Here is a 19,486-nt window from a genome sequence, read left to right on the forward strand (position 1 = left end):
CGCCTGTAAAAAGGCGCCTTTTTCATGCCCGCATGGAAGCGATCTATCGTCCCAGCAACCGCGCCAGTCCCACGCTCATCGGTGTTTGCGAGGAGGTGTGAAAGCGCTCCAGCAGACGCCGGTTGTTCGCCCGTGAATGACGGATGTCACCGGAGCGCGCCGGGCCGTAGCTCACTGGCGGCAGTTGGCCGACCACGGCTTCGAGCGCTTCGAGCATCTGCTTGAGGGTCGTCGCCTGGTTCCAGCCCACGTTGACCGCACCGACTTCGACCCGGGGCTTTTCGATGGCCTGTACCAGCAAGTCGACCAGGTCTTCGACGTAGACAAAATCCCGGGTCTGCTCGCCATCACCGAACACCGTGATCGGCAGGCCCTTTTGCGCGCGCTCGCTGAAAATGCTGATCACCCCGGAGTACGGCGAGGACGGATCCTGGCGCGGGCCGAAGATGTTGAAGAAGCGGAAAATCACCGGCTCCAGCCCATGCTGGCGGCGGTAGAAATCGAAGTAATGTTCACCGGCCAGTTTGTCCGCCGCATAAGGCGTCAACGGTGCCTTGGGTGTGTCTTCGTCGATCGACTCACCTTCGCCATTGTTGCCATATACCGCCGCGCTGGAAGCAAACAGCACGCGTTTGACACCGGCCTGGCGCATGGCTTCGCAGACGTTCAGTGTGCCGATGAAGTTGCTCTGATGCGTGCGCACCGGATCGTCCACCGAGGCCTGCACCGAAGCCACGGCGGCCAGGTGCGCCACGGCACTGCAACCGGCCATCGCCTGGGCGACCACAGCAGCATCGGCCACGTCGCCGACGATCAGTTCGACCCTGGGATTATCCAGCGGCAGATTGCTGCGCTTGCCGGTGGACAGGTCATCGAGAATCCGCACCGCATGGCCCTTGGCGAGCAGGGCGTCAGTCAGGTGCGAACCAATGAAACCGGCACCGCCGGTGATCAAAACGGGACGGTCAGCCATGGCGATAGAACCTGTCCAGTAGAGCGGGAAGCGCCGCACGCCAGGCGCGCGGCTTGATCCCGAAGGTGTGCAGAATTTTTTTGCAGGCCAATACCGCGTGTTGCGGTTCTTCTGCAGCATCCGGACGCGCGGCGTGGGCCTGAGCGGTCGGGGCTTCGATGGCCAGCGGATGCAGGCTGCGGGCTTCGGTCAGAATCGCCTGCCCCAGCGCCAGCGGCGTGGTCGCCTCATGCCCGGCATAGTGGTAGGTGCCCCACAGCGGCGCGGCGCAATCGAGTTGCTTGAGCACTGAAATGATCACGCGGGCGGCATCGTCGACCGGCGTCGGATTGCCGCGCCGGTCATCGGCCATCAGCAGTTCTTCGGGTTGTTCGGCGCGGGCGAGGAAGCGCCCAAGGGTGCCGTCCGGGCTGTCATCCAGCAACCAGCCGAAACGCAGCAGCACGTGTTGCGGGCAGGTGGCGCGAACGCTTTGCTCGATCCGCCACAAGGCTTGGCCCCGCAGGCCCAAGGGCACCGGTTCGTCTTTTTCGCTGTAGGCGGTGGCGCGGGAGCCATCGAATACTCGATAGCTCGAAGGTTGCAGCAGAACGATATTGTGGTGCTGGCACAGTTCCGCCAGACGCTCGATCGCGCGCTCTTGCCCGGCCAGGCGCTGTTCGCTGACCGCTTCGGCCTGGAACCAGTCGAAGTAGTAGGCAAGGTTGATCAACGCATCGGGACGGGTGTCGTCGAGCAGTTGTGTCAGGCTCGCGGCATCCCAGCCGTTTTCGGGCGGGCGGGGGGCGAGGAAACCGATGTCTTCCTCCGCACCGAGGCGAATCAGCGCCTGCCCAAGGGCATTTCCGCCGCCCAGTAACATAAGGCGCATTCGCATAGAGTCAGCAGGCCCAGTCTGATTGGAACAATGGCTTTATCGACACCGCGCCCAGGCGGTGTCGTTGGTAATTGCCGGAATCGTTGCATTTTGCGGGTTTAGTGCGCAACCGTCATCCGTAAAGTGTAGATGTCCGGGATTTGTGGTGCTGCCGCTGGCCTCATCGCGAGCAGGCTCGCTCCTACAGGGTTCGGCGTACACAAATCCATTGTAGGAGCGAGCCTGCTCGCGATGAGGTCATCAGCATCGATAGAGATCCCGAGCGGTACTTGCATCTTCGGCCACCCACCCGCATAACTTGCTGCATGAACCTGCCCATCCCCGCAGACAGTGCCCTGAGCGGCTTTCACCCTGCCGTCAGCGCCTGGTTCAGCCACACATTCCCGGCGCTCACCGCCGCCCAGGCCCGGGCGTGGCCGTTGATCCGCCAGCGCCGCTCGACTTTGGTCGCCGCGCCCACCGGTTCCGGCAAGACCCTCACCGCCTTTCTCGCCGTCATCGACGACCTGGTGCACCGCGGCCTGGAATCCGCCGAAGGCCTGCCCGACGCCACCCTGGTGGTCTACGTCTCGCCACTCAAAGCCCTGTCCAACGACATCCAGATCAACCTGCAAAACCCGCTGGCTGGCATTACCAGGCAATTGCGCGTGATGGGCCTGCCCGAATTGCAGATCACCACCGCAGTACGCACCGGTGACACGCCACAAAAAGACCGTTCGGCGATGCGCAAGATGGCGCCGCACATCCTGGTGACCACCCCGGAATCCCTATACGTGCTGCTCGGCTCTGATTCCGGCCGACAGATGCTCGGCACCACACAAACGGTAATCATCGACGAGATCCATGCTATGGCCGCCAGCAAACGCGGCAGCCATCTGGCCCTGAGCCTCGAACGCCTGCAAGCACTCTGCCCGGAGCCGCTGCTGCGCATCGGCCTGTCGGCCACGCAAAAGCCCATCGAAGCGGTGTCGCGCTTCCTGGTCGGTCGCGACCGTCCGTGCGAGATCGTCGACATCGGCCATGCCCGCCCCCGCGACCTGGACATCGAAGTGCCGCCCGTGCCGCTATCGGCCGTGATGGCCAACGATGTCTGGGAACTGGTCTACGACCGCCTCGCCGCCCTCGCCCGCGAGCACCGGACCACGCTGATTTTCGTTAACACCCGGCGTTTGGCCGAACGCCTGAGCCGGCACCTGAGCGAACGCCTGGGCAAGGACGCCGTGGCGGCCCACCACGGCAGCCTGGCCAAGGAGTTTCGCCTGGACGCCGAGCAGCGACTCAAGCGCGGCGACCTGCAAGTGCTGATCGCCACGGCGTCGCTGGAACTGGGGATCGACATCGGCGACGTCGACCTGGTGTGCCAGATCGCCTCGCCGCGCTCGATTGCCGGTTTTCTGCAACGGGTCGGCCGCTCCGGGCACCAGGTCGGCGGCACGCCCAAGGGGCGTTTATTCGCCACCACCCGCGACGACTTGATCGAATGCGCCGCGCTGCTCGACTCCGTGCGCCGGGGTGAACTCGATACTTTGTTGATCCCGCAAGCGCCGCTGGACGTGCTGGCGCAGCAGATCATCGCCGAGGTCAGTTGCCAGGAGTGGCCGGAGCAAGCACTGCTGGAGATGCTGCGCCGAGCCTCGCCCTACGCCGGGCTCGACGACAAACACTACCAGGCGCTGCTGCAGATGCTCGCCGAGGGCTACAACGGGCGTCAGGGCATCCGTAGCGCCTACCTGCACCGCGACGCCGTGAGCCGCACCTTGCGCGGTCGCCGTGGCGCGAAACTGACCGCAGTGACCAGTGGCGGAACCATTCCGGACAACGCCGACTACAGCGTGCTGCTGGAGCCTCAAGGGCTGAATATCGGCACCATCAATGAAGACTTCGCGGTGGAAAGCATTGCCGGGGATGTCTTCCAACTGGGCAATACGTCCTATCGAATCCTGCGGGTGGAAACCGGCAAGGTTCGGGTCGAGGATGCCCAGGGCCAGCCGCCGACCATCCCCTTCTGGCTCGGTGAAGCGCCGGGGCGCAGTGCCGAATTGTCCTCGGCGGTGGCGCGCTTGCAGGCACAACTCGACGACCTGCTGAGGACTGCGCCAGGCAACGTGCAGCCAGCGCTCGACTGGCTGACCGAGACCCTGGGTTTGAACCTCGCCAGCGCCGAACAATTGGTGGACTACCTGGCCCGCGCACGGCAGACACTGGGTGCCCTGCCATCGCAAGACACGTTGTTGATGGAGCGTTTTTTCGACGAGTCAGGCGGCACGCAACTGGTCATTCACACTCCGTTCGGCAGCCGCATCAACCGCGCCTGGGGCCTGGCCCTGCGCAAGCGTTTCTGTCGCACCTTCAATTTCGAATTGCAGGCCGCCGCCAGCGAAGACGCCATTGTGCTGTCGCTGTCCACCAGCCACAGTTTTGAACTGGACGATGTCTGGCGCTATCTGCACAGCAACAGCGCCGAGCACATCCTGACTCAAGCCGTGCTCGACGCGCCGCTGTTCGGCGTACGCTGGCGCTGGAATGCCGGCGTGGCCCTGGCCCTGCCACGCTACAGCGGCGGGCGCAAAGTGCCGCCACAGATCCAGCGGATGAAAAGTGAAGACCTGATCGCCAGCGTGTTTCCCGATCAGATCGCCTGCGTGGAAAACCTCGCCGGCGAACGGGAGATTCCCGACCATCCACTGGTGGAGCAAACCCTCGACGATTGCCTGCACGAGGCCATGGACACTGAGGGCTGGCTGGCCTTGTTGCGGCGCATGGAACGCGGCGACATTCGCCTGATCAGCCGCGACTTGCCGGCGCCTTCGCCGCTGGCGGCGGAGATTCTCAGCGCCCGCCCCTACACCTTCCTCGACGATGCACCGCTGGAGGAGCGCCGCACCCAAGCGGTGCTCAATCGCCGCTGGAGCGACCCGCAATCCACCGATGATCTCGGTGCGCTGGACGCCGAGGCGATTGCCGCCGTGCTCGACGAAGCCTGGCCAGCACCCTCCGGTGTCGATGAAATGCACGAAGCGTTGATGAGCCTGGCGTGCATCACCGATGCCGAGGCTCGCGCCAACCTGCAGTGGCTCGACTGGCTCAATGCCCTGGCCGACACCGGACGCGCGAGCCGTTTGCAGATCAACGCAGGGCAATCGTTGTGGCTGGCGCTGGAGCGCCTGACTTGCCTGCGGGCGATCTATCCACAAGCCGAATTGACACCCCCCCTGCAAGCGCTGCCGAACTTCGATGAAGTCTGGGACCCCGACGAAGCCGTACTTGAACTGATCCGCGCACGACTCAGCGCCTTCGGGCCACTTGCGCTCGATCGCATTGCCGAACCACTCGGTTTGCCCGCTGCACAAGTGGACCAGGCCCTGGCGCAACTGGAACGCGAAGGCTACGTGTTGCGCGGCCGCTTCACCCCGGGCACCGCCGGGGAAGAATGGTGCGAGCGGCATTTGCTGGCGCGGATTCACCGCTACACGGTCAAGCGCCTGCGTCGGGAAATCGAACCGGTGGCGTTGCAGGATTTCATGCGATTCCTGTTTGACTGGCAGCATGTGTCGACCGCAAGCCAGGGCCAGGGCGCGGCAGTATTGCCAGCCGTTACTGCGCAATTCGAAGGCTACCCCGCCGCCGCTTCAGCCTGGGACAGCGACATCCTGCCGACGCGAATCAAGGACTACTCGGCGACCTGGCTGGATGAGTTGTGCCGCAGCGGCAGACTGGTGTGGACGCGCCTGACCGCGCATAACAAAAGCGCCAGCACCGCGCTGCGCAGTACGCCGATTGTGTTGCTGCCGCGCAACCGGGTCGGACTCTGGAGCAGCTTGACCGAACAGACGCCAGTCAGCGAACTGTCGCCGAAAACGCAAAAGGTCCACGCCGCCCTCAGCCAGCACGGCGCACTGTTTTTCGATGAGCTGATCCATGAGGCCCACTTGCTGCGTTCGGAGCTGGAAATCGCCCTGCAGGAACTGGTGGGCGCAGGGCTGGTGAATGCCGACAGCTTCGCCGGATTGCGCGCACTGATCACCCCGGCCAGCAAGCGCCAGCCTCGCAACAGTCGGCGCGGACGCGGGGCATTTATCGGTGGCATGGACGACGCCGGGCGCTGGGCCTTGCTGCGCCGCACGTCTGCCGCGCCGGCGTTGCAAAACCAGCGCCCCGCTCCGACGCCTGCCGAAACCCTTGAACACATCGCCATGACCTTGCTGCGGCGCTACGGCGTGGTGTTCTGGCGCTTGCTGGAGCGTGAGGCGGACTGGTTACCCAGCTGGCGCGAACTGCTGCGTACTTTCCATCGCCTGGAGGCACGCGGCGAAATTCGCGGAGGGCGGTTTGTCAGTGGCCTGGCGGGCGAGCAATTCGCCCTGCCCGAGGCGATTCCATTGCTGCGGGAGGTGCGACGTCGGCCCCATGACGGGAGTTTGGTCGCAGTGTGCGGGGTGGATCCGCTGAACCTCGCCGGCACGCTACTGCCCGGCGTGAAAGTCCCGGCGCTGGTCAGCAATCGGCTGGTGTATCGCGACGGGTTGCCGGTCGCTGCCGAGATTGCCGGCAAGCCGCTTTTTTGGTTGGAGCTGGATCAGCAGGCTAGTGCCGAAGTGCGCAGCAAGCTGATCCGGCATTAATGTCGTCTGGACCGGCCCCATCGCGAGCAAGCTCGCTCCCACGGTTGATTTGTGTCGTTCGCAAATCCCCCTGTGGGAGCGGGCTTGCCCGCGAAGGGGCCAGTACTGTCGACAAAAAACTATTGAGACCGCGGCCGATCCGGCATCAGCACCGCCGCATGCTCCGGCTCAGCTCCAGCCTCCAGCGGTGGCTCGACCGGATGCCGCGGCACCAGCGCCTGTTGTGGATAAGTTTGCGCGAAATGCACCCACGGGCAGTTATCCACAAGCTTTTTCAAACGCTGGTTGAAGGCCCGGCTCACCGCATATTGGCCACCGGACACCGTACGGAATTGCGCGGTCAACACCACGCCGTTGAGGTCCATTTTGTCGACGCCAAACACATCCAGCGGCCCTTGAAGGTTGTAGCGCAGGAACGGGTCGCCGCTGATGGAATGCCCGGCCTCGCGGATCAGTTCGATGGCCTTGTCGACATCGGTGTCGTAGGTGAATTGCACCGAGAAAAACGCATAGGCGAATTGCCGCGATTGGTTGGTCACGGCCTTGATCTGGCCGAACGGCACCGAGTGCACGAAGCCCTTGCCATCACGCAGGCGCAAGGTGCGGATGGTCAGGCCTTCGACCGTGCCGGCGTGACCGGAATCGAGCACCACCCAGTCACCGATGGACAGGGTGTCTTCGATGATGATGAACAGCCCGGTGATCACGTCCTGCACCAGTTGCTGGGAACCGAAACCGATTGCCAGGCCGATGACCCCGGCACCGGCCAGGAATGGTGCGACGTTGATCCCCAGGTTGGCCATGGTGGTGATCGCGCAAATCACCACCAGGATGATTTTGATCGCGTTGCGCAGCAGTGGCAGGATGGTTTTCACCCGCGTACTGGGCTGGCGCGCCGAGCGTTTGTTGGTCGGCGGTTTCAGGGCCTCCTGAATCGCCGTGTCGAGCACCACCCAGACCATCCAGGTCACCAGCAGGATCAGGCCGATGTGGCTCAGAGAATCACTGATCGCCCGGCCCACGGCATTGCTCACTGCAAACTCGAACAGCGATACGCCCCAAACACGGCCGAGGATATCGATGAAGACGACGGCCATGCCGATGCGCAGCAAGGCGTGGGAAAGATTGAGGAAGCGCTCCTTGTAGGCGCTGCTGCGGCGCAGGTCCGACTCGCTGCGCGCCTTGAACAGATGATGCAGCGTGGTGCTGAGAAACACCGTGGCAATCAGCAGCACGGTGGTGAACAAGGCGCTGCGCAGCACTCTCTGGTTGTCCGCCCCGGCGCCGATCAGGTTGATGATCGAAACCAGTACCATCAACAGAATCGGCCAGTACCAGAGCCCGGAAAATATCCGCAGGGTTTCACGCAACGCCGGCTGACTGAGGCGCTGGGCCAGCGGCAGGATGCGGATCACATGGGCTACCGGGCGACGCATGCGGATCACCAGCAAGCCGAAGGAAATCGACGCGGCCAACCCGGTAAACACGGCGATGCTGCTGGTGAGATTGTTGCCCAACTGATGGGCGATCTGCGGGCTGGTCAGAGCATCGCTCAAGGCCACCAGAAAGCCGATACCGAACAACGGCCAGGGACTGTTCTCACGGATGATCTGCACCGCGCGGCGCTTGTGGCCGGCATTGAATACCACCATCAGCGACATCACCAATGACGCGGCAAAGATCCCCGCGCTTGTGGCATAGGCCAAACACAGCGCCAGCGCCCGGCCCGCCGATATCGGCAAAAACTGGCTGGCATAAATCGTCAACGGCAGACTGATCACTGCCGGAAGGGCGTAGGGCAGCACGTAACCGAGCAATGCCTGGCCCCGTTCGCGACTGAGCAGTAAACGCTGCTCGCACAGGCGTCTGGCGGTCAGCCGCCCAAGCAGCCAAAGCCCGGCAAACACGGCCGCCCACACGCAGGTCAGCAGCAGGAAATCCCCGGCGACGCTCCAGGGCGAACGGGCCGATGGCTGATTGACCAGTTGCTCCACTTCTTCGGCTGCGCGATCGGCACGCAGGCGCCAGGCGTCGACCAGGTTTTCGTTGAGATCGAGTTTGCTCTGGGCCTCGTCGATGCTTGAACTGATGGCACCGAGCAAACCGCCCTGTACCAACGGCTCGGGGTGGGCCAGCGGTGTCGCGGCGGTCGCAGCGGCCGGCAGCCCCGGTATCGCGGCGGCTTCCAGTTCCTCGCTGCCCAGAAGCAGTAACGCCCCCAGCAGTATCGCGCTCTTGAGCCTGATCAAAGCACCCGCTCCTTTGGCTGTGTCTGTAAGGAACTGATCGAGAAATGCCGGGCAAGTTCGGGCATTGCCAGCGGATAGCCGGATGGCGATGCCACAAGTATGCACCCGCCTTCGCGATATTTGATCTGTACGCAAATATCAAATGTCCATCCCTGTATTTTTCCGTACGAGCCAAACCCCGACACTGCGCTCCATCGAATCAACCACCGGAGTTGCAGCCATGCCCATTGCCCTGCTCGCGCTGACCCTCAGCGCCTTCGCCATCGGGACGACCGAGTTCGTCATCGTTGGCCTGTTACCCACCATCGGCGCCGACCTCGGCGTCAGTCTGCCATCCGCCGGCCTGCTGGTAAGCCTGTATGCCCTTGGCGTCGCCGTCGGCGCCCCGGTGCTGACCGCCCTCACCGGCAAGGTGCCGCGCAAATTGCTGCTGTTGTCGCTGATGGTGCTGTTCACCCTCGGCAACCTGCTGGCGTGGCAAGCACCGAGCTACGAGTCGTTGATCCTCGCCCGGATTGTCACCGGCCTGGCCCACGGGGTGTTTTTCTCGATCGGCTCGACCATCGCCACCAGTCTAGTGCCGAAGGAAAAAGCCGCCAGCGCGATTGCCATCATGTTCACCGGCCTGACCGTAGCACTGGTCACCGGCGTGCCGTTGGGGACATTCATCGGCCAGCATTTCGGCTGGCGTGAAACCTTCCTCGCCGTTTCGGCACTGGGTGTCGTCGCCTTCATCGGCAGCCTGATCTACGTGCCGAAAAATATCGCCCACAGCAAACCCGCGTCGTTCTTGCAGCAATTGCAGGTGCTCAAGCAACCTCGCCTGTTGCTGGTGTATGCGATGACGGCAGTCGGCTACGGCGGCACGTTCACCGCCTTTACCTTCCTCGCGCCAATACTTCAGGACCTCTCCGGCTTCAGCGCCAGCGCCGTCAGTCTGGTGTTGCTGGTCTACGGCATCTCCGTGGCCGTCGGCAACATCTGGGGCGGCAAACTGGCGGACAAACGCGGTCCGATCAGCGCCCTGAAAATCATCTTTGCCCTGCTCGCCGCCGTGTTGTTCGCGCTGACCTTCACTGCCGGAAATCCTTGGCTGGCGCTGGCCACCGTGCTGGTCTGGGGTGCCGTGGCATTCGGCAACGTGCCGGGATTGCAGGTGTACGTGGTGCGCCAGGCCGAACATCACACACCGCAGGCCGTGGATGTGGCATCCGGCCTGAACATCGCGGCGTTCAACCTCGGCATTGCCGGTGGCGCCTGGGGCGGTGGCCTGATCGTCGCCCACATGGGGTTGATTCATACCGCGTGGATCGGTGGCCTGGTGGTGCTGGTGGCGCTGGCATTGACCGCGTGGAGTGGTCGTCTTGATCGCCTCGGCCCGGTGTATGCCGAACCGGCTGAAGGCTCCTCACGCGTTGTAACAGGACACTGATAAACCCTGTGGGAGCGGGCTTGCTCGCGAAGGCGTCGGCACACTCAACAATGAGGTGACTGACACACCGCTTTCGCGAGCAAGCTCGCTCCCACACTTGTTCGGTGGTGCTCTGTAGAAAATGTACCGTCCGTAGCCCCATCGAAACTTTCACCGCTGCCCCGCAGTCACCCAAAGACAGGGGTAGTCAGGCGGCAGGTGACATGACAGCGAATCACACCGGTATTCCCGCACACTCAAATGCAACCGACTTGCCGGTACAGGGTCCGTCCGTCACTTGTCGTTTCACGGTGCTGACGGTCAACACCCATAAAGGTTTCACCGCGCTGAACCGGCGTTTCATCCTGCCGGAACTGCGTGAAGCGGTGCGCAGCGTGTCTGCCGACGTGGTGTTTTTGCAGGAAGTCCACGGCACCCACGAGCAGCACCCCAGGCGCTACACCAACTGGCCGGCGATGCCGCAATACGAGTTCCTCGCCGACACCCTGTGGCCACAGTTCGCCTATGGACGCAATGCGGTGTATCCGGCGGGCGATCACGGCAATGCGCTGTTGTCGAAATTCCAGATCATCCGCCACGACAACCTCGACGTGTCCATCAGCGGGCACGAGAACCGCGGGCTGTTGCATTGCGTGTTGCGTTTGCCCGGCGACGGCCAGGAGGTGCATGCGATTTGCGTGCATCTGGGGTTGCGCGAAACCCACCGCACGGCACAACTGAAATTGCTCGCCCAGCGTCTGGACGCCCTGCCGGGTGATGCCCCAGTGATCGTAGCCGGCGACTTCAACGACTGGCGCCAGCGCGCCGATGCGTTGCTCAAGCCCAGCGGTTTGCGTGAAGTCTTCGCCGCGCACCATGGCAAACCGGCGCGCAGTTTCCCCGCGCGCTTGCCGGTATTGCGCCTGGACCGTATCTACGTGCGCAACCTCAAGGCCAGCCATCCACGCGTGCTGACAATCCGGCCCTGGTCGCACCTTTCCGACCACGTCCCACTGTCGGTGGAGATAGAGCTATGAGCAGCCAGTCGATGGAAAAAACCACGCTGGAACACATCCCTGCTCCGCCCACCCGCGAGCCAATAGCGGTCGATATCGAATACGGCTGGCAAGGCAGCAATCGCGTCGAGTTGCTGGAAAACGGCGAAGCGTTTTTTCCCCGGGTGTTTGAAGCCCTGCGCCGGGCGCAAAGTGAAATCCTGCTGGAAACCTTCATTCTGTTCGAGGACAAGGTCGGCAATGAGCTGCAACAAATCCTGATCGAAGCCGCTCAACGTGGTGTTCGCACCACCGTCAGCCTCGACGGTTTTGGCTGTGGCGAACTGAGTAGCGGATTCCTCACCGCCCTGACCGCAGCCGGCGTGCACCTGCAAATGTTCGACCCGGCACCGAAACGCCTGGGCATCCGCACCAACTGGTTCCGGCGCCTGCACCGCAAGATTGTGGTGGTGGATGGCACCGTCGCATTCGTCGGCGGGATCAACTTTTCCGCCGATCATCTGACCGACTTCGGTCCCGAGGCCAAACAGGATTATTCCGTAGAAGTTCAGGGTCCGGCCGTTGCCGATATCCATCACTTCGCCCTGCTGCAATGTGGTCGCCCGGTGCGGGCGAAATACTGGTGGCAGCGGCGCCGGGTGCGACGTTCGGAACTGGCCCTCAACGATCATGATGGCCAGGTGCGGTTGGTGTACCGCGATAACGGGGAACACCCGAACGACATCGAAGAGGTTTACCGCCAGGTGTTGCGTCAGGCACAGCGCAGGGTGGTGATCGCCAACGCCTACTTCTTTCCTGGTTTCCGCTTGCTGCGCGAGATCCGCAACGCGGCCCGCCGAGGCGTTGATGTGCGGCTGATCCTGCAGGGACAGCCAGACATGCGGGTGGCCAGGCTCGCCGCGCGCATGACTTACGATTACCTGCTCAAGTCCGGAGTGAAGATCTACGAATATTGCGACCGCCCGCTGCACGGCAAAGTCGCGCTGGTGGACGAAGACTGGAGCACCGTCGGTTCCAGCAACCTGGACCCGTTGAGCCTGTCGATGAATCTGGAAGCCAACGTGCTGATCCGCGACCAAGGCTTCAATCGTCATTTGTTCGATCGCCTGGAAGACCTCAGCGACAACCATTGCAAGGCCATGTCTCCCGACATCGCGCCACGAGGTCGCGTCTGGCACATGACCGTCGGTTTTCTGGTGTTTCACTTCCTGCGGCATTTCCCGGCGTGGGCCGGTTGGCTGCCGGCGCATAAACCTCGCCTGAAACCCTTCCCTCCTCCGACCGGGAGCGCTGACCATGAACCGCACTGAGACCCACGCGTCGGCCCCCGCCAAACACTCGGGCAAGCCCCACTGGAGCCGCTGGAAACGACCGCTGACGATGCTGTTTTTCCTGATGCTGATCGTGCTGTTCACAATGCTCGCCCAGCGCATCGAGTGGGACGAAGTGTTCGATAACCTGGCCGACTTCAAGGTGCGTACGCTGATCATTGCGTCGGGGCTGACCCTGGTGAGTTTTCTGGTGTACGCCTGCTTCGACCTGATCGGCCGCACCTACATCCGCCAGAACCTGACGTGGAAACAGATCCTGCCCGTGGGAATCATCAGCTATGCCTTTAACCTGAATCTAAGCGCCTGGGTCGGCGGCATCGCCATGCGTTACCGGTTGTATTCGCGGCTCGGGGTGAGCAAGAGCAACATCGCGAAAATTCTCGGCCTGAGCCTGGCGACCAACTGGTTCGGCTACATGGTGATTGCCGGCGCGGTGTTCAGCAGCGGGCTGGTGCGCATGCCGCCGGGCTGGAAACTCAGCAGTAGCGCGCTGCAAGGCGTCGGGCTCTTGTTGTTGCTGCTGAGCAGCGGGTACCTGGCGGCGTGCCGGTTTGCCAAACGTCGGGAGTGGGCGATTCGCGGCATGGAAATCGACCTGCCGTCGCTACGCATGGCGGTGCTGCAACTGGCGCTCGGGGCCCTGAACTGGTCGCTGATGGCGGCGGTGATTTTCATGTTGCTGCCGGGCAAGCTCGACTATCCACTGGTGCTGGGCGTGCTGTTGATCAGCGCCATCGCTGGAGTCATCACGCACATCCCGGCCGGGCTCGGCGTGCTTGAGGCGGTGTTCGTGGCGCTGCTGCAACACGAGTTTTCGCGGGGCAGCCTGGTGGCGGGCTTGCTGGCCTATCGGGCGATTTATTTCATCCTGCCGTTGTTGATTGCCCTGGTGATGTACCTGCTGGTGGAAGCCAAGGCCAAGTCGTTACGGATTGCGAAGATACCCAAATAATTTGTGCTGTTTCCAAGACCGCCATCGCGAGCAAGCTCGCTCCCACAGTTGATCGGTGATGAACACATTCTTTGTGAATACTTGCAGACATTGTGGGAGCGGGCTTGCCCGCGAAGGCGTCCGCAAGCACAGCGCAAATCTCAGGATGATTGAATAATGCTCAACCGCTCCCCCACCACCATCTCGGTAATCCAGTCCACCAGAATCGAGGTGTAAGCCTGCTGTGAAACCGGGTCGCTCAATCCATGGTCGGCACCGTCGATGATGCGGTGGGTCAGCGAGTGAGTCTGCTGGCAGGCCGCGCGGTAACTCATGATCGTCGCGTGGGGCACGTGTTCGTCTGTCTCCGACTGCACCAACAGCACATCCCCGGTGAACAGCGAACAGGCATGCAAGGCGCGATTGCTGTCGACGCACACCAGGGTGCTTCGGTAATCGCGCAGATCCAGCTTGTCCAGATCGCGTTTCGGCGTGTGCCATTGCTCGTCGCGATACAGCGCCGGCACCCGCAGTGCCAGCCAGCGAACGGGCCTGAGCGAGGTCAGAATCGCGGCCAGATAACCACCGTAACTGGTGCCGACCACGGCAATCGCCGAGGTATCGAGGGCCGGGTGCGCGAGCAAACGGTCATAGGCCGCCAGCAAGTCACGCAAATTGTCTTCCCGGGTCACCCGGGACAATGGAATGCCGGTGCCGCCAGTGCCACCGGTGTGCCCGCGCAGGTCGAAGGTCAGGCACACACAGCCCAACCCGGCGATACCTTTGGCGCGTTCCAGGTCCCGTTCCTGACTACCGCCCCAGCCGTGCACGAAGAGCACGCCGGGGACCTTCGATTTGGGACTCAGAAAAGTCCCGCTCATCTGTTCATTGTCTATGTCGATTTGAATGGATTCGCTTCTAGCCGTCATAGGATTCAACCGTCACGTACTTGAGGAGAAAGTCATTGGTCTGCGCCGGCCCGCGGTATACCTCGATGGCATCTGCCGGCAGCGGCTGATCGATGTAGGTTTCCACCGAAGACACACGAATCGCGCGTACTCCCGGATCGTCGACGAAGCTCTGCAAGGCCGCCACCTCGGCGCTACTGGCACCGCCCATGCGCCAGGACTGTTCGAGCACGCCACTGCGCCGCTGGCCGTTGCTGCCAACGCCCTGGGCGATGTCGTAGTTGCGTCGTGATGCATAAAAACCCGGATAGGCTTCATCCGCCGCCTTGTCGAAAACCTGAGCCTGATGGATCGCCAGGCGCACGTCTTCCGGCAGATCCAGCGTCAGCAATTGGTCATAGCCACCCGGCACCACCAGCAGGTTGGACCCGCCATACACCTGCTCACCCTGAGCGTCCTCGGTCAGGTATTGATCACCGCAGTAACTGAGTACCTTGTTGCCGATAAAACTCTGGCCGACGCTATGGGTGATCACCTGGTCGAGATCCTGCTCCAGCACGACGCCTTCACTGAACAGTTTTTTGGCGTCAGGCCTGGCAAGCATCTCGTCGAACCGGTCGAGGCTGTTGATCACTTCCTGTCCACGTCCTGCGCAAGCATGAATCGGCTTCAGGCGGATCGGCCCGGCGTACAACAAATGTTCTGCCGCCGGCCGTGCATCCTTCAGGGAAAACACGCTGAGGCCGTCGAGCACTACGTTGCGCACCCGCTCGGAAAACAACGGCGCCCAGCCTGGTGGTGCATGGGCATCGTGGTTCAACAAGCCGTGACTGATGGCTTTGGTGCAGATGAAGTCGTGGTCGACATAGCCGCCCCACAAATCCTCCGGCCCCTTGACCCCCAGTTGCCGGGCAGCCGCAGCGCCCACCAGAGTCTGGGTCGGCAACAGGTAGAGGTCCCGCCCTTCGTGCAACTGCGGGTCGTAGCTACCGCCGTACTTGAGCCCCAATATCTGCGCCAGCCAACGGGCCAGCGCACGGTTGGTTTCGACTTCATGCAGCGGCGCATCGGTGAGCACCGAATGGGCGACCACCAGTTTCTTGCGGTTTGTCGGGGTCATGCTTCCCCCTTCAATCGACGCTTGATGAATGTAGCGGAAGGGGTGCAGAGATCAGGCCAAGGTGCAGTACAGGGAAACTGTTTTCAAATCAGCCAGTTGGGTAAAGCATGATGGCATGGGGCCTGTTTTATTCTGCACGATGCCCTTTGATATTCCGGCATTTTGCACGACTCCAGCCCGCACACCCGCTCCCACACTGGATTTTCGGTGTTCCACTTACCGTACCGCGACACCCGGCGTCACCCCGAACCGCGTCCGATAATCACTCGGCGCCAGCCCGGTGATTTTCCTGAACGTCGCGCGAAACGCGCCGGGGTCCTGATAACCCACCGTCCAGGCGATGTGGTCGATGGTGCCGTTGGTGAATTCGAGCATTTCACGGGCCTTGCCGACTCGCAGATGCTGGCAGTATTCGGTGGGCTTGAGCCCGGTGGCCGCGCGAAAGCGGCGCAGAAAGGTGCGCTCTTCCAGGCCAGCCTTTTCGGCCATCACCGCCAGCGACACATCCGTCGCCCCGGTGCTTTGCAGCCAGTGTTGCACTTTGAGGATCGCGGCATCGCCGTGGCTGAGGATCGGTGCGAAGTTACTGCCGCACTCGCTGGCGCTGTCGCTGTGCTCCACCACCAGAAAACGCGCGGTGTTGGTGACGATGCTCGGCCCCAGCAGCCGGTTGACCAGGCGCAAACCCAGTTCGGACCACGCCATCAGTCCGGCGGTGGTGATCAGATCGCCGTCATCGACAATCGGCGTATCGGCCTTGAGCCGGATCGCCGGATAATGTTCGGCGAAGGCTTTGGCCGAGGTCCAATGGGTGGTGGCGCTGCGACCATCGAGCAGACCGCTTTCGGCCAACAGGATAGACCCCACGCAAACCCCGCCCAGCGTCGCGCCACTGGCATGTTGCTGACGCAACCAGTGGATCAATCCCTGTGGCGCCTTGTCCTCGGAAAAACCGGTGATCGACGGCGGAATCAACACGGCCACCAGCGCGCGGTCCGGGCCAGGATGGCTGTCGAAGACCCGAACCGGCGCCTGATCGCCTTCGACCTGCCAATGGCTGACCCGCAGCAGCGGCAACTGCGCAGACTGATGTTCGGCGGCGATCCGGTTCGCCACCCCGAACAAATCCGTCAACCCATGCACCGCCGCCATCTGCGCGCCGGGATAGATCAACACCCCCAGTTCGGCGATTGCCCTTTCTGCGTCCATTGTCAGTTTTCCCCCTTCTATTGTCGGTGCGGCCAATCCCCGGATCGCCTGCCAGAGCCAATACTTCATTCCACAGCCAACACACACTTCGAGGAAACAGTCATGGCCAAGCAAGCGCTCATCGTAGTCGATATCCAGAATGACTACTTCCCCCAAGGCAAGTGGCCGCTGGTTGGCGCCGACGCCGCCGCCGACAACGCCGCACGCCTGATCAAGGCCTTCCGCGACGCGGGGAATCCGGTGGTGCACATCCGCCACGAATTCACCTCCGAAGAGGCGCCGTTTTTTACCCCGAACTCCGAAGGCGCGAAGCTGCACCCCAAAGTCCTCAACCGCGCCGACGAACCGGTGGTGCTCAAGCACTTCGTCAATTCATTCCGCGAAACCGGGCTGAAATCGATCCTCGACGAGCAAGACATCAAGGAACTGGTGGTCGTGGGCAGCATGAGCCACATGTGCATCGATGGCATCACTCGTGCGGCGGCAGACTTTGGCTATAAGGTCACAGTGATCCACGACGCCTGCGCCACCCGTGACCTGGAGTTCAATGGCGTGACGGTTCCGGCGGCGCAGGTTCATGCAGCTTTCATGGCGGCCCTGGCGTTTGCGTATGCCAGCGTTGTCTCGACCGACGAGTTCATCGCGGCCTGAGTCTGCAACTAAATTTCACCGCCCAAAAAAAACCCGCACTTCAGACCGAAGTGCGGGTTTTGTTTCGTCAGCTTGCTGCTTGTAGCTTGAGGCTTGCAGCTGCTTTAGAACGGAATATCGTCATCAAAGCTGTCGAAATCCGGAGCCGGCTGAGGAGCGGCCTGCTGTGGCGCCGGGCGCGACTGTTGCGGCGCCGACTGCTGTGGACGCGGAGCCTGCTGGCGCGGAGCGGATTGCTGGTAGTTGTTACCACCGCCCTGGCCCTGCTGGTCGCCCTGCGGACGGCCGCCCAGCAGTTGCATGGTGCCTTGCATGTCGACCACGATTTCGGTGGTGTAACGCTTGATACCGTCTTTTTCCCACTCGCGGGTCTGCAGCTTGCCTTCGATGTACACCTGCGAACCTTTACGCAGGTATTCGCCGGCGATTTCCGCCACTTTGCCGAACATCGACACACGGTGCCATTCGGTCTTTTCGACTTTCTGACCGGTTTGCTTGTCGGTCCACTGTTCGCTGGTCGCCAGACTCAGGTTGGTCACGGCATTACCGTTAGGCAAGTAGCGAACTTCGGGATCCTGGCCGCAAGTGCCGACCAATATGACTTTGTTAACCCCACGGGCCATAACGTTCTCCTAGGCTACGCACGCTGCCCCGGCCGGGTTGTTCACCAGGCACTCAAGGGTGGTGCGATCCAATAGTTCGGTGTCCAGTTTGATGTAAATCGCCGCCTCATCTGCGACGATGACTGCATCTGTTACCCCTACGACCGCCTTCAGGCGCTCGACCAGACCCGCTTCGCGGATCGCCTCGGGCGACAACGGCAAGCGCAGGCTTGTGACGTAGGGAGGTTCACGCATGGTAACAGCAAAGGCCAGCCAGAGGGCAGCCAGACCGGCGCATCCGAGGAACACAACCGACAGACCGCCATGCTGGAACAGCCAGCCACCGAGGATTCCCCCCAGTGCCGAGCCAAGGAACTGGCTGGTGGAATAAACCCCCATCGCCGTGCCCTTGCCGCCTGCCGGTGAAACCTTGCTGATCAGCGATGGCAACGAAGCTTCCAGCAGATTGAATGCGGTGAAGAACACCACCGTACCGATCACCAGAGCCCGCAGGCTATCGCCGAACTGCCAGAAGAATAGCTCAGTGAGCATCAACGTCACGACGGCGCCGAGTAAAACTCGTTTCATTTTGCGTTTCCTCTCGCCGTAGATAATGAACGGGATCATGGCGAAGAAAGAAATCAGCAGCGCGGTCAGGTACACCCACCAGTGCTGCTCTTTGGGCAGCCCGGCTTTCTCGACCAGCGCCAGCGGCAAGGCGACGAAGCTGGACATCAACATCGCGTGCAACACAAAAATGCCCAGGTCCAGACGCAGCAGGTCCGGATGCTTGAGTGTCGGGATCAGCGCCTGGCGCGCGATACCGGATTCGCGGTGCTGCAACGGGCCGGTGGAGCGCGGCACCATGAACATCACGATCACGATGCCGAACAGCGCCATGCCGCCCGTGGCAAGGAACAGCCCGGACAGCCCGAAGGCACGGGTCAGCAGCGGGCCGACCACCATGGCCACCGCAAACGACAGGCCGATGGTCATGCCGATCATGGCCATGGCCTTGGTCCGGTGCTGCTCGCGGGTCAGGTCGGACAGCAAGGCCATGACCGCCGCGGAAATCGCCCCGGCGCCCTGCAGGATTCGCCCGGCGATCACGCCCCAGATCGAATCGGCATTGGCGGCCAGCAGACTGCCGAGGGCAAAGACGATCAACCCCAGATAAATTACCGGGCGTCGACCGATGCGGTCGGAAATGAAACCGAACGGAATCTGGAAAACCGCCTGCGTCAGGCCATAAGCGCCAATCGCCAGGCCGATCAGGGCCGGTGTAGCCCCCGCCAGATCCATCCCATAGGTCGCCAGTACCGGCAACACCATGAACATGCCAAGCATACGGAAGGCGAACACCAGGGCCAGACCGCTTGCTGCGCGGGTCTCGCTGCCACTCATGCGCTCGCTGTGGGGATCGTGCATGGAAAAACCTCATGTGAACCGGCGCCGATTCTACCAGCCCCATCGATTGGCGGGGTATATCGCGACGCTTTGACGCGCATTGCTGACACACTCTTCATGTAAGACAGTAACCCTCTCGTTTGATAGTGTGCATCCATCCAGTATTTGGCCGTATACTC

At 62.2% G+C, this 19,486-nt stretch carries 14 protein-coding genes; 6 read left to right on the top strand and 8 right to left on the bottom strand.

Annotated features, from left to right (window positions below; all coding sequences use genetic code 11):
• Positions 1-43: 43 nt before the first annotated feature.
• On the bottom strand, positions 44-973 hold the full coding sequence (locus ACEN8Z_RS28610) for an NAD-dependent epimerase/dehydratase family protein (RefSeq protein WP_495596380.1): 930 nt from the start codon (positions 971-973) through the stop codon (positions 44-46).
• Positions 966-1,850: a sugar nucleotide-binding protein gene (locus ACEN8Z_RS28615; protein ID WP_007999165.1), complete on the bottom strand. Its 885-nt coding sequence runs from the start codon at positions 1,848-1,850 to the stop codon at positions 966-968. The genes ACEN8Z_RS28610 and ACEN8Z_RS28615 overlap by 8 nt, the downstream gene beginning before the upstream one ends.
• A gap of 305 nt (positions 1,851-2,155) precedes the next feature.
• Here ACEN8Z_RS28615 and ACEN8Z_RS28620 point away from each other — a divergent pair, with 305 nt between their 5' ends.
• On the top strand, positions 2,156-6,472 hold the full coding sequence (locus ACEN8Z_RS28620; RefSeq protein WP_495596381.1) for a DNA glycosylase AlkZ-like family protein: 4,317 nt from the start codon (positions 2,156-2,158) through the stop codon (positions 6,470-6,472).
• A 119-nt stretch (positions 6,473-6,591) separates the two neighbouring features.
• Here ACEN8Z_RS28620 and ACEN8Z_RS28625 read toward each other — a convergent pair whose 3' ends face one another.
• Positions 6,592-8,721, bottom strand: a complete 2,130-nt coding sequence (locus tag ACEN8Z_RS28625; RefSeq protein ID WP_495596382.1) for a mechanosensitive ion channel family protein — start codon at positions 8,719-8,721, stop codon at positions 6,592-6,594.
• 220 nt (positions 8,722-8,941) lie between these two features.
• Between ACEN8Z_RS28625 and ACEN8Z_RS28630 the strand changes: the two genes are divergently transcribed.
• From ACEN8Z_RS28630 to ACEN8Z_RS28645, 4 genes are all read left to right on the top strand, one after another.
• Positions 8,942-10,153, top strand: coding sequence for an MFS transporter (locus ACEN8Z_RS28630; RefSeq protein ID WP_495596383.1), 1,212 nt, complete (start codon positions 8,942-8,944; stop codon positions 10,151-10,153).
• 203 nt (positions 10,154-10,356) lie between these two features.
• The gene (locus ACEN8Z_RS28635; RefSeq protein WP_495596384.1) at positions 10,357-11,169 is read left to right on the top strand and encodes an endonuclease/exonuclease/phosphatase family protein; all 813 of its coding nucleotides are present in this window, start codon (positions 10,357-10,359) and stop codon (positions 11,167-11,169) included.
• The gene (clsB, locus tag ACEN8Z_RS28640; RefSeq protein WP_495596385.1) at positions 11,166-12,458 is read left to right on the top strand and encodes a cardiolipin synthase ClsB; all 1,293 of its coding nucleotides are present in this window, start codon (positions 11,166-11,168) and stop codon (positions 12,456-12,458) included. The genes ACEN8Z_RS28635 and clsB overlap by 4 nt, the downstream gene beginning before the upstream one ends.
• A complete protein-coding gene (locus tag ACEN8Z_RS28645) occupies positions 12,445-13,431 on the top strand; it encodes a lysylphosphatidylglycerol synthase domain-containing protein (RefSeq protein WP_495596386.1) in 987 nt (328 codons plus the stop codon). The genes clsB and ACEN8Z_RS28645 overlap by 14 nt, the downstream gene beginning before the upstream one ends.
• A gap of 140 nt (positions 13,432-13,571) precedes the next feature.
• Here the strand turns inward: ACEN8Z_RS28645 and ACEN8Z_RS28650 are convergent, their stop codons facing one another.
• The 3 genes from ACEN8Z_RS28650 to ACEN8Z_RS28660 form a co-directional block, all read right to left on the bottom strand.
• Entirely contained in the window at positions 13,572-14,339 is a 768-nt protein-coding gene (locus tag ACEN8Z_RS28650) for an alpha/beta hydrolase family protein (protein ID WP_495596387.1), read from the bottom strand.
• Entirely contained in the window at positions 14,329-15,438 is a 1,110-nt protein-coding gene (locus ACEN8Z_RS28655) for a DUF3182 family protein (RefSeq protein ID WP_495596388.1), read from the bottom strand. The genes ACEN8Z_RS28650 and ACEN8Z_RS28655 overlap by 11 nt, the downstream gene beginning before the upstream one ends.
• Before the next feature lie 216 nt (positions 15,439-15,654).
• Complete coding sequence (locus ACEN8Z_RS28660; protein ID WP_495596389.1) at positions 15,655-16,647, bottom strand: GlxA family transcriptional regulator; 993 nt, start codon at positions 16,645-16,647, stop codon at positions 15,655-15,657.
• A 102-nt stretch (positions 16,648-16,749) separates the two neighbouring features.
• Between ACEN8Z_RS28660 and ACEN8Z_RS28665 the strand changes: the two genes are divergently transcribed.
• Positions 16,750-17,298 (top strand): cysteine hydrolase family protein, encoded by a 549-nt coding sequence (locus ACEN8Z_RS28665; protein WP_495596390.1) that lies wholly within the window; start codon positions 16,750-16,752, stop codon positions 17,296-17,298.
• Positions 17,299-17,402: 104 nt separating this feature from the next.
• Here ACEN8Z_RS28665 and ACEN8Z_RS28670 read toward each other — a convergent pair whose 3' ends face one another.
• Together ACEN8Z_RS28670 and ACEN8Z_RS28675 are read right to left on the bottom strand one after the other, a co-directional pair.
• Complete coding sequence (locus ACEN8Z_RS28670) at positions 17,403-17,921, bottom strand: single-stranded DNA-binding protein (protein ID WP_007984430.1); 519 nt, start codon at positions 17,919-17,921, stop codon at positions 17,403-17,405.
• Positions 17,922-17,930: 9 nt separating this feature from the next.
• A complete protein-coding gene (locus tag ACEN8Z_RS28675; protein ID WP_495596391.1) occupies positions 17,931-19,328 on the bottom strand; it encodes an MFS transporter in 1,398 nt (465 codons plus the stop codon).
• Positions 19,329-19,486 lie beyond the last annotated feature (158 nt).

The organism is Pseudomonas sp. Pseusp10 (assembly GCF_059492225.1).

Coding starts and splice junctions, on each gene's coding strand:
- ACEN8Z_RS28610 (WP_495596380.1), bottom strand. CDS start 973: ATGGCTGACCGTCCCGTTTTGATCACCGGCGGTGCCGGTTTCATTGGT.
- ACEN8Z_RS28615 (WP_007999165.1), bottom strand. CDS start 1,850: ATGCGAATGCGCCTTATGTTACTGGGCGGCGGAAATGCCCTTGGGCAG.
- ACEN8Z_RS28620 (WP_495596381.1), top strand. CDS start 2,156: ATGAACCTGCCCATCCCCGCAGACAGTGCCCTGAGCGGCTTTCACCCT.
- ACEN8Z_RS28630 (WP_495596383.1), top strand. CDS start 8,942: ATGCCCATTGCCCTGCTCGCGCTGACCCTCAGCGCCTTCGCCATCGGG.
- ACEN8Z_RS28635 (WP_495596384.1), top strand. CDS start 10,357: ATGACAGCGAATCACACCGGTATTCCCGCACACTCAAATGCAACCGAC.
- clsB (WP_495596385.1), top strand. CDS start 11,166: ATGAGCAGCCAGTCGATGGAAAAAACCACGCTGGAACACATCCCTGCT.
- ACEN8Z_RS28645 (WP_495596386.1), top strand. CDS start 12,445: ATGAACCGCACTGAGACCCACGCGTCGGCCCCCGCCAAACACTCGGGC.
- ACEN8Z_RS28650 (WP_495596387.1), bottom strand. CDS start 14,339: ATGACGGCTAGAAGCGAATCCATTCAAATCGACATAGACAATGAACAG.
- ACEN8Z_RS28655 (WP_495596388.1), bottom strand. CDS start 15,438: ATGACCCCGACAAACCGCAAGAAACTGGTGGTCGCCCATTCGGTGCTC.
- ACEN8Z_RS28660 (WP_495596389.1), bottom strand. CDS start 16,647: ATGGACGCAGAAAGGGCAATCGCCGAACTGGGGGTGTTGATCTATCCC.
- ACEN8Z_RS28665 (WP_495596390.1), top strand. CDS start 16,750: ATGGCCAAGCAAGCGCTCATCGTAGTCGATATCCAGAATGACTACTTC.
- ACEN8Z_RS28670 (WP_007984430.1), bottom strand. CDS start 17,921: ATGGCCCGTGGGGTTAACAAAGTCATATTGGTCGGCACTTGCGGCCAG.
- ACEN8Z_RS28675 (WP_495596391.1), bottom strand. CDS start 19,328: ATGCACGATCCCCACAGCGAGCGCATGAGTGGCAGCGAGACCCGCGCA.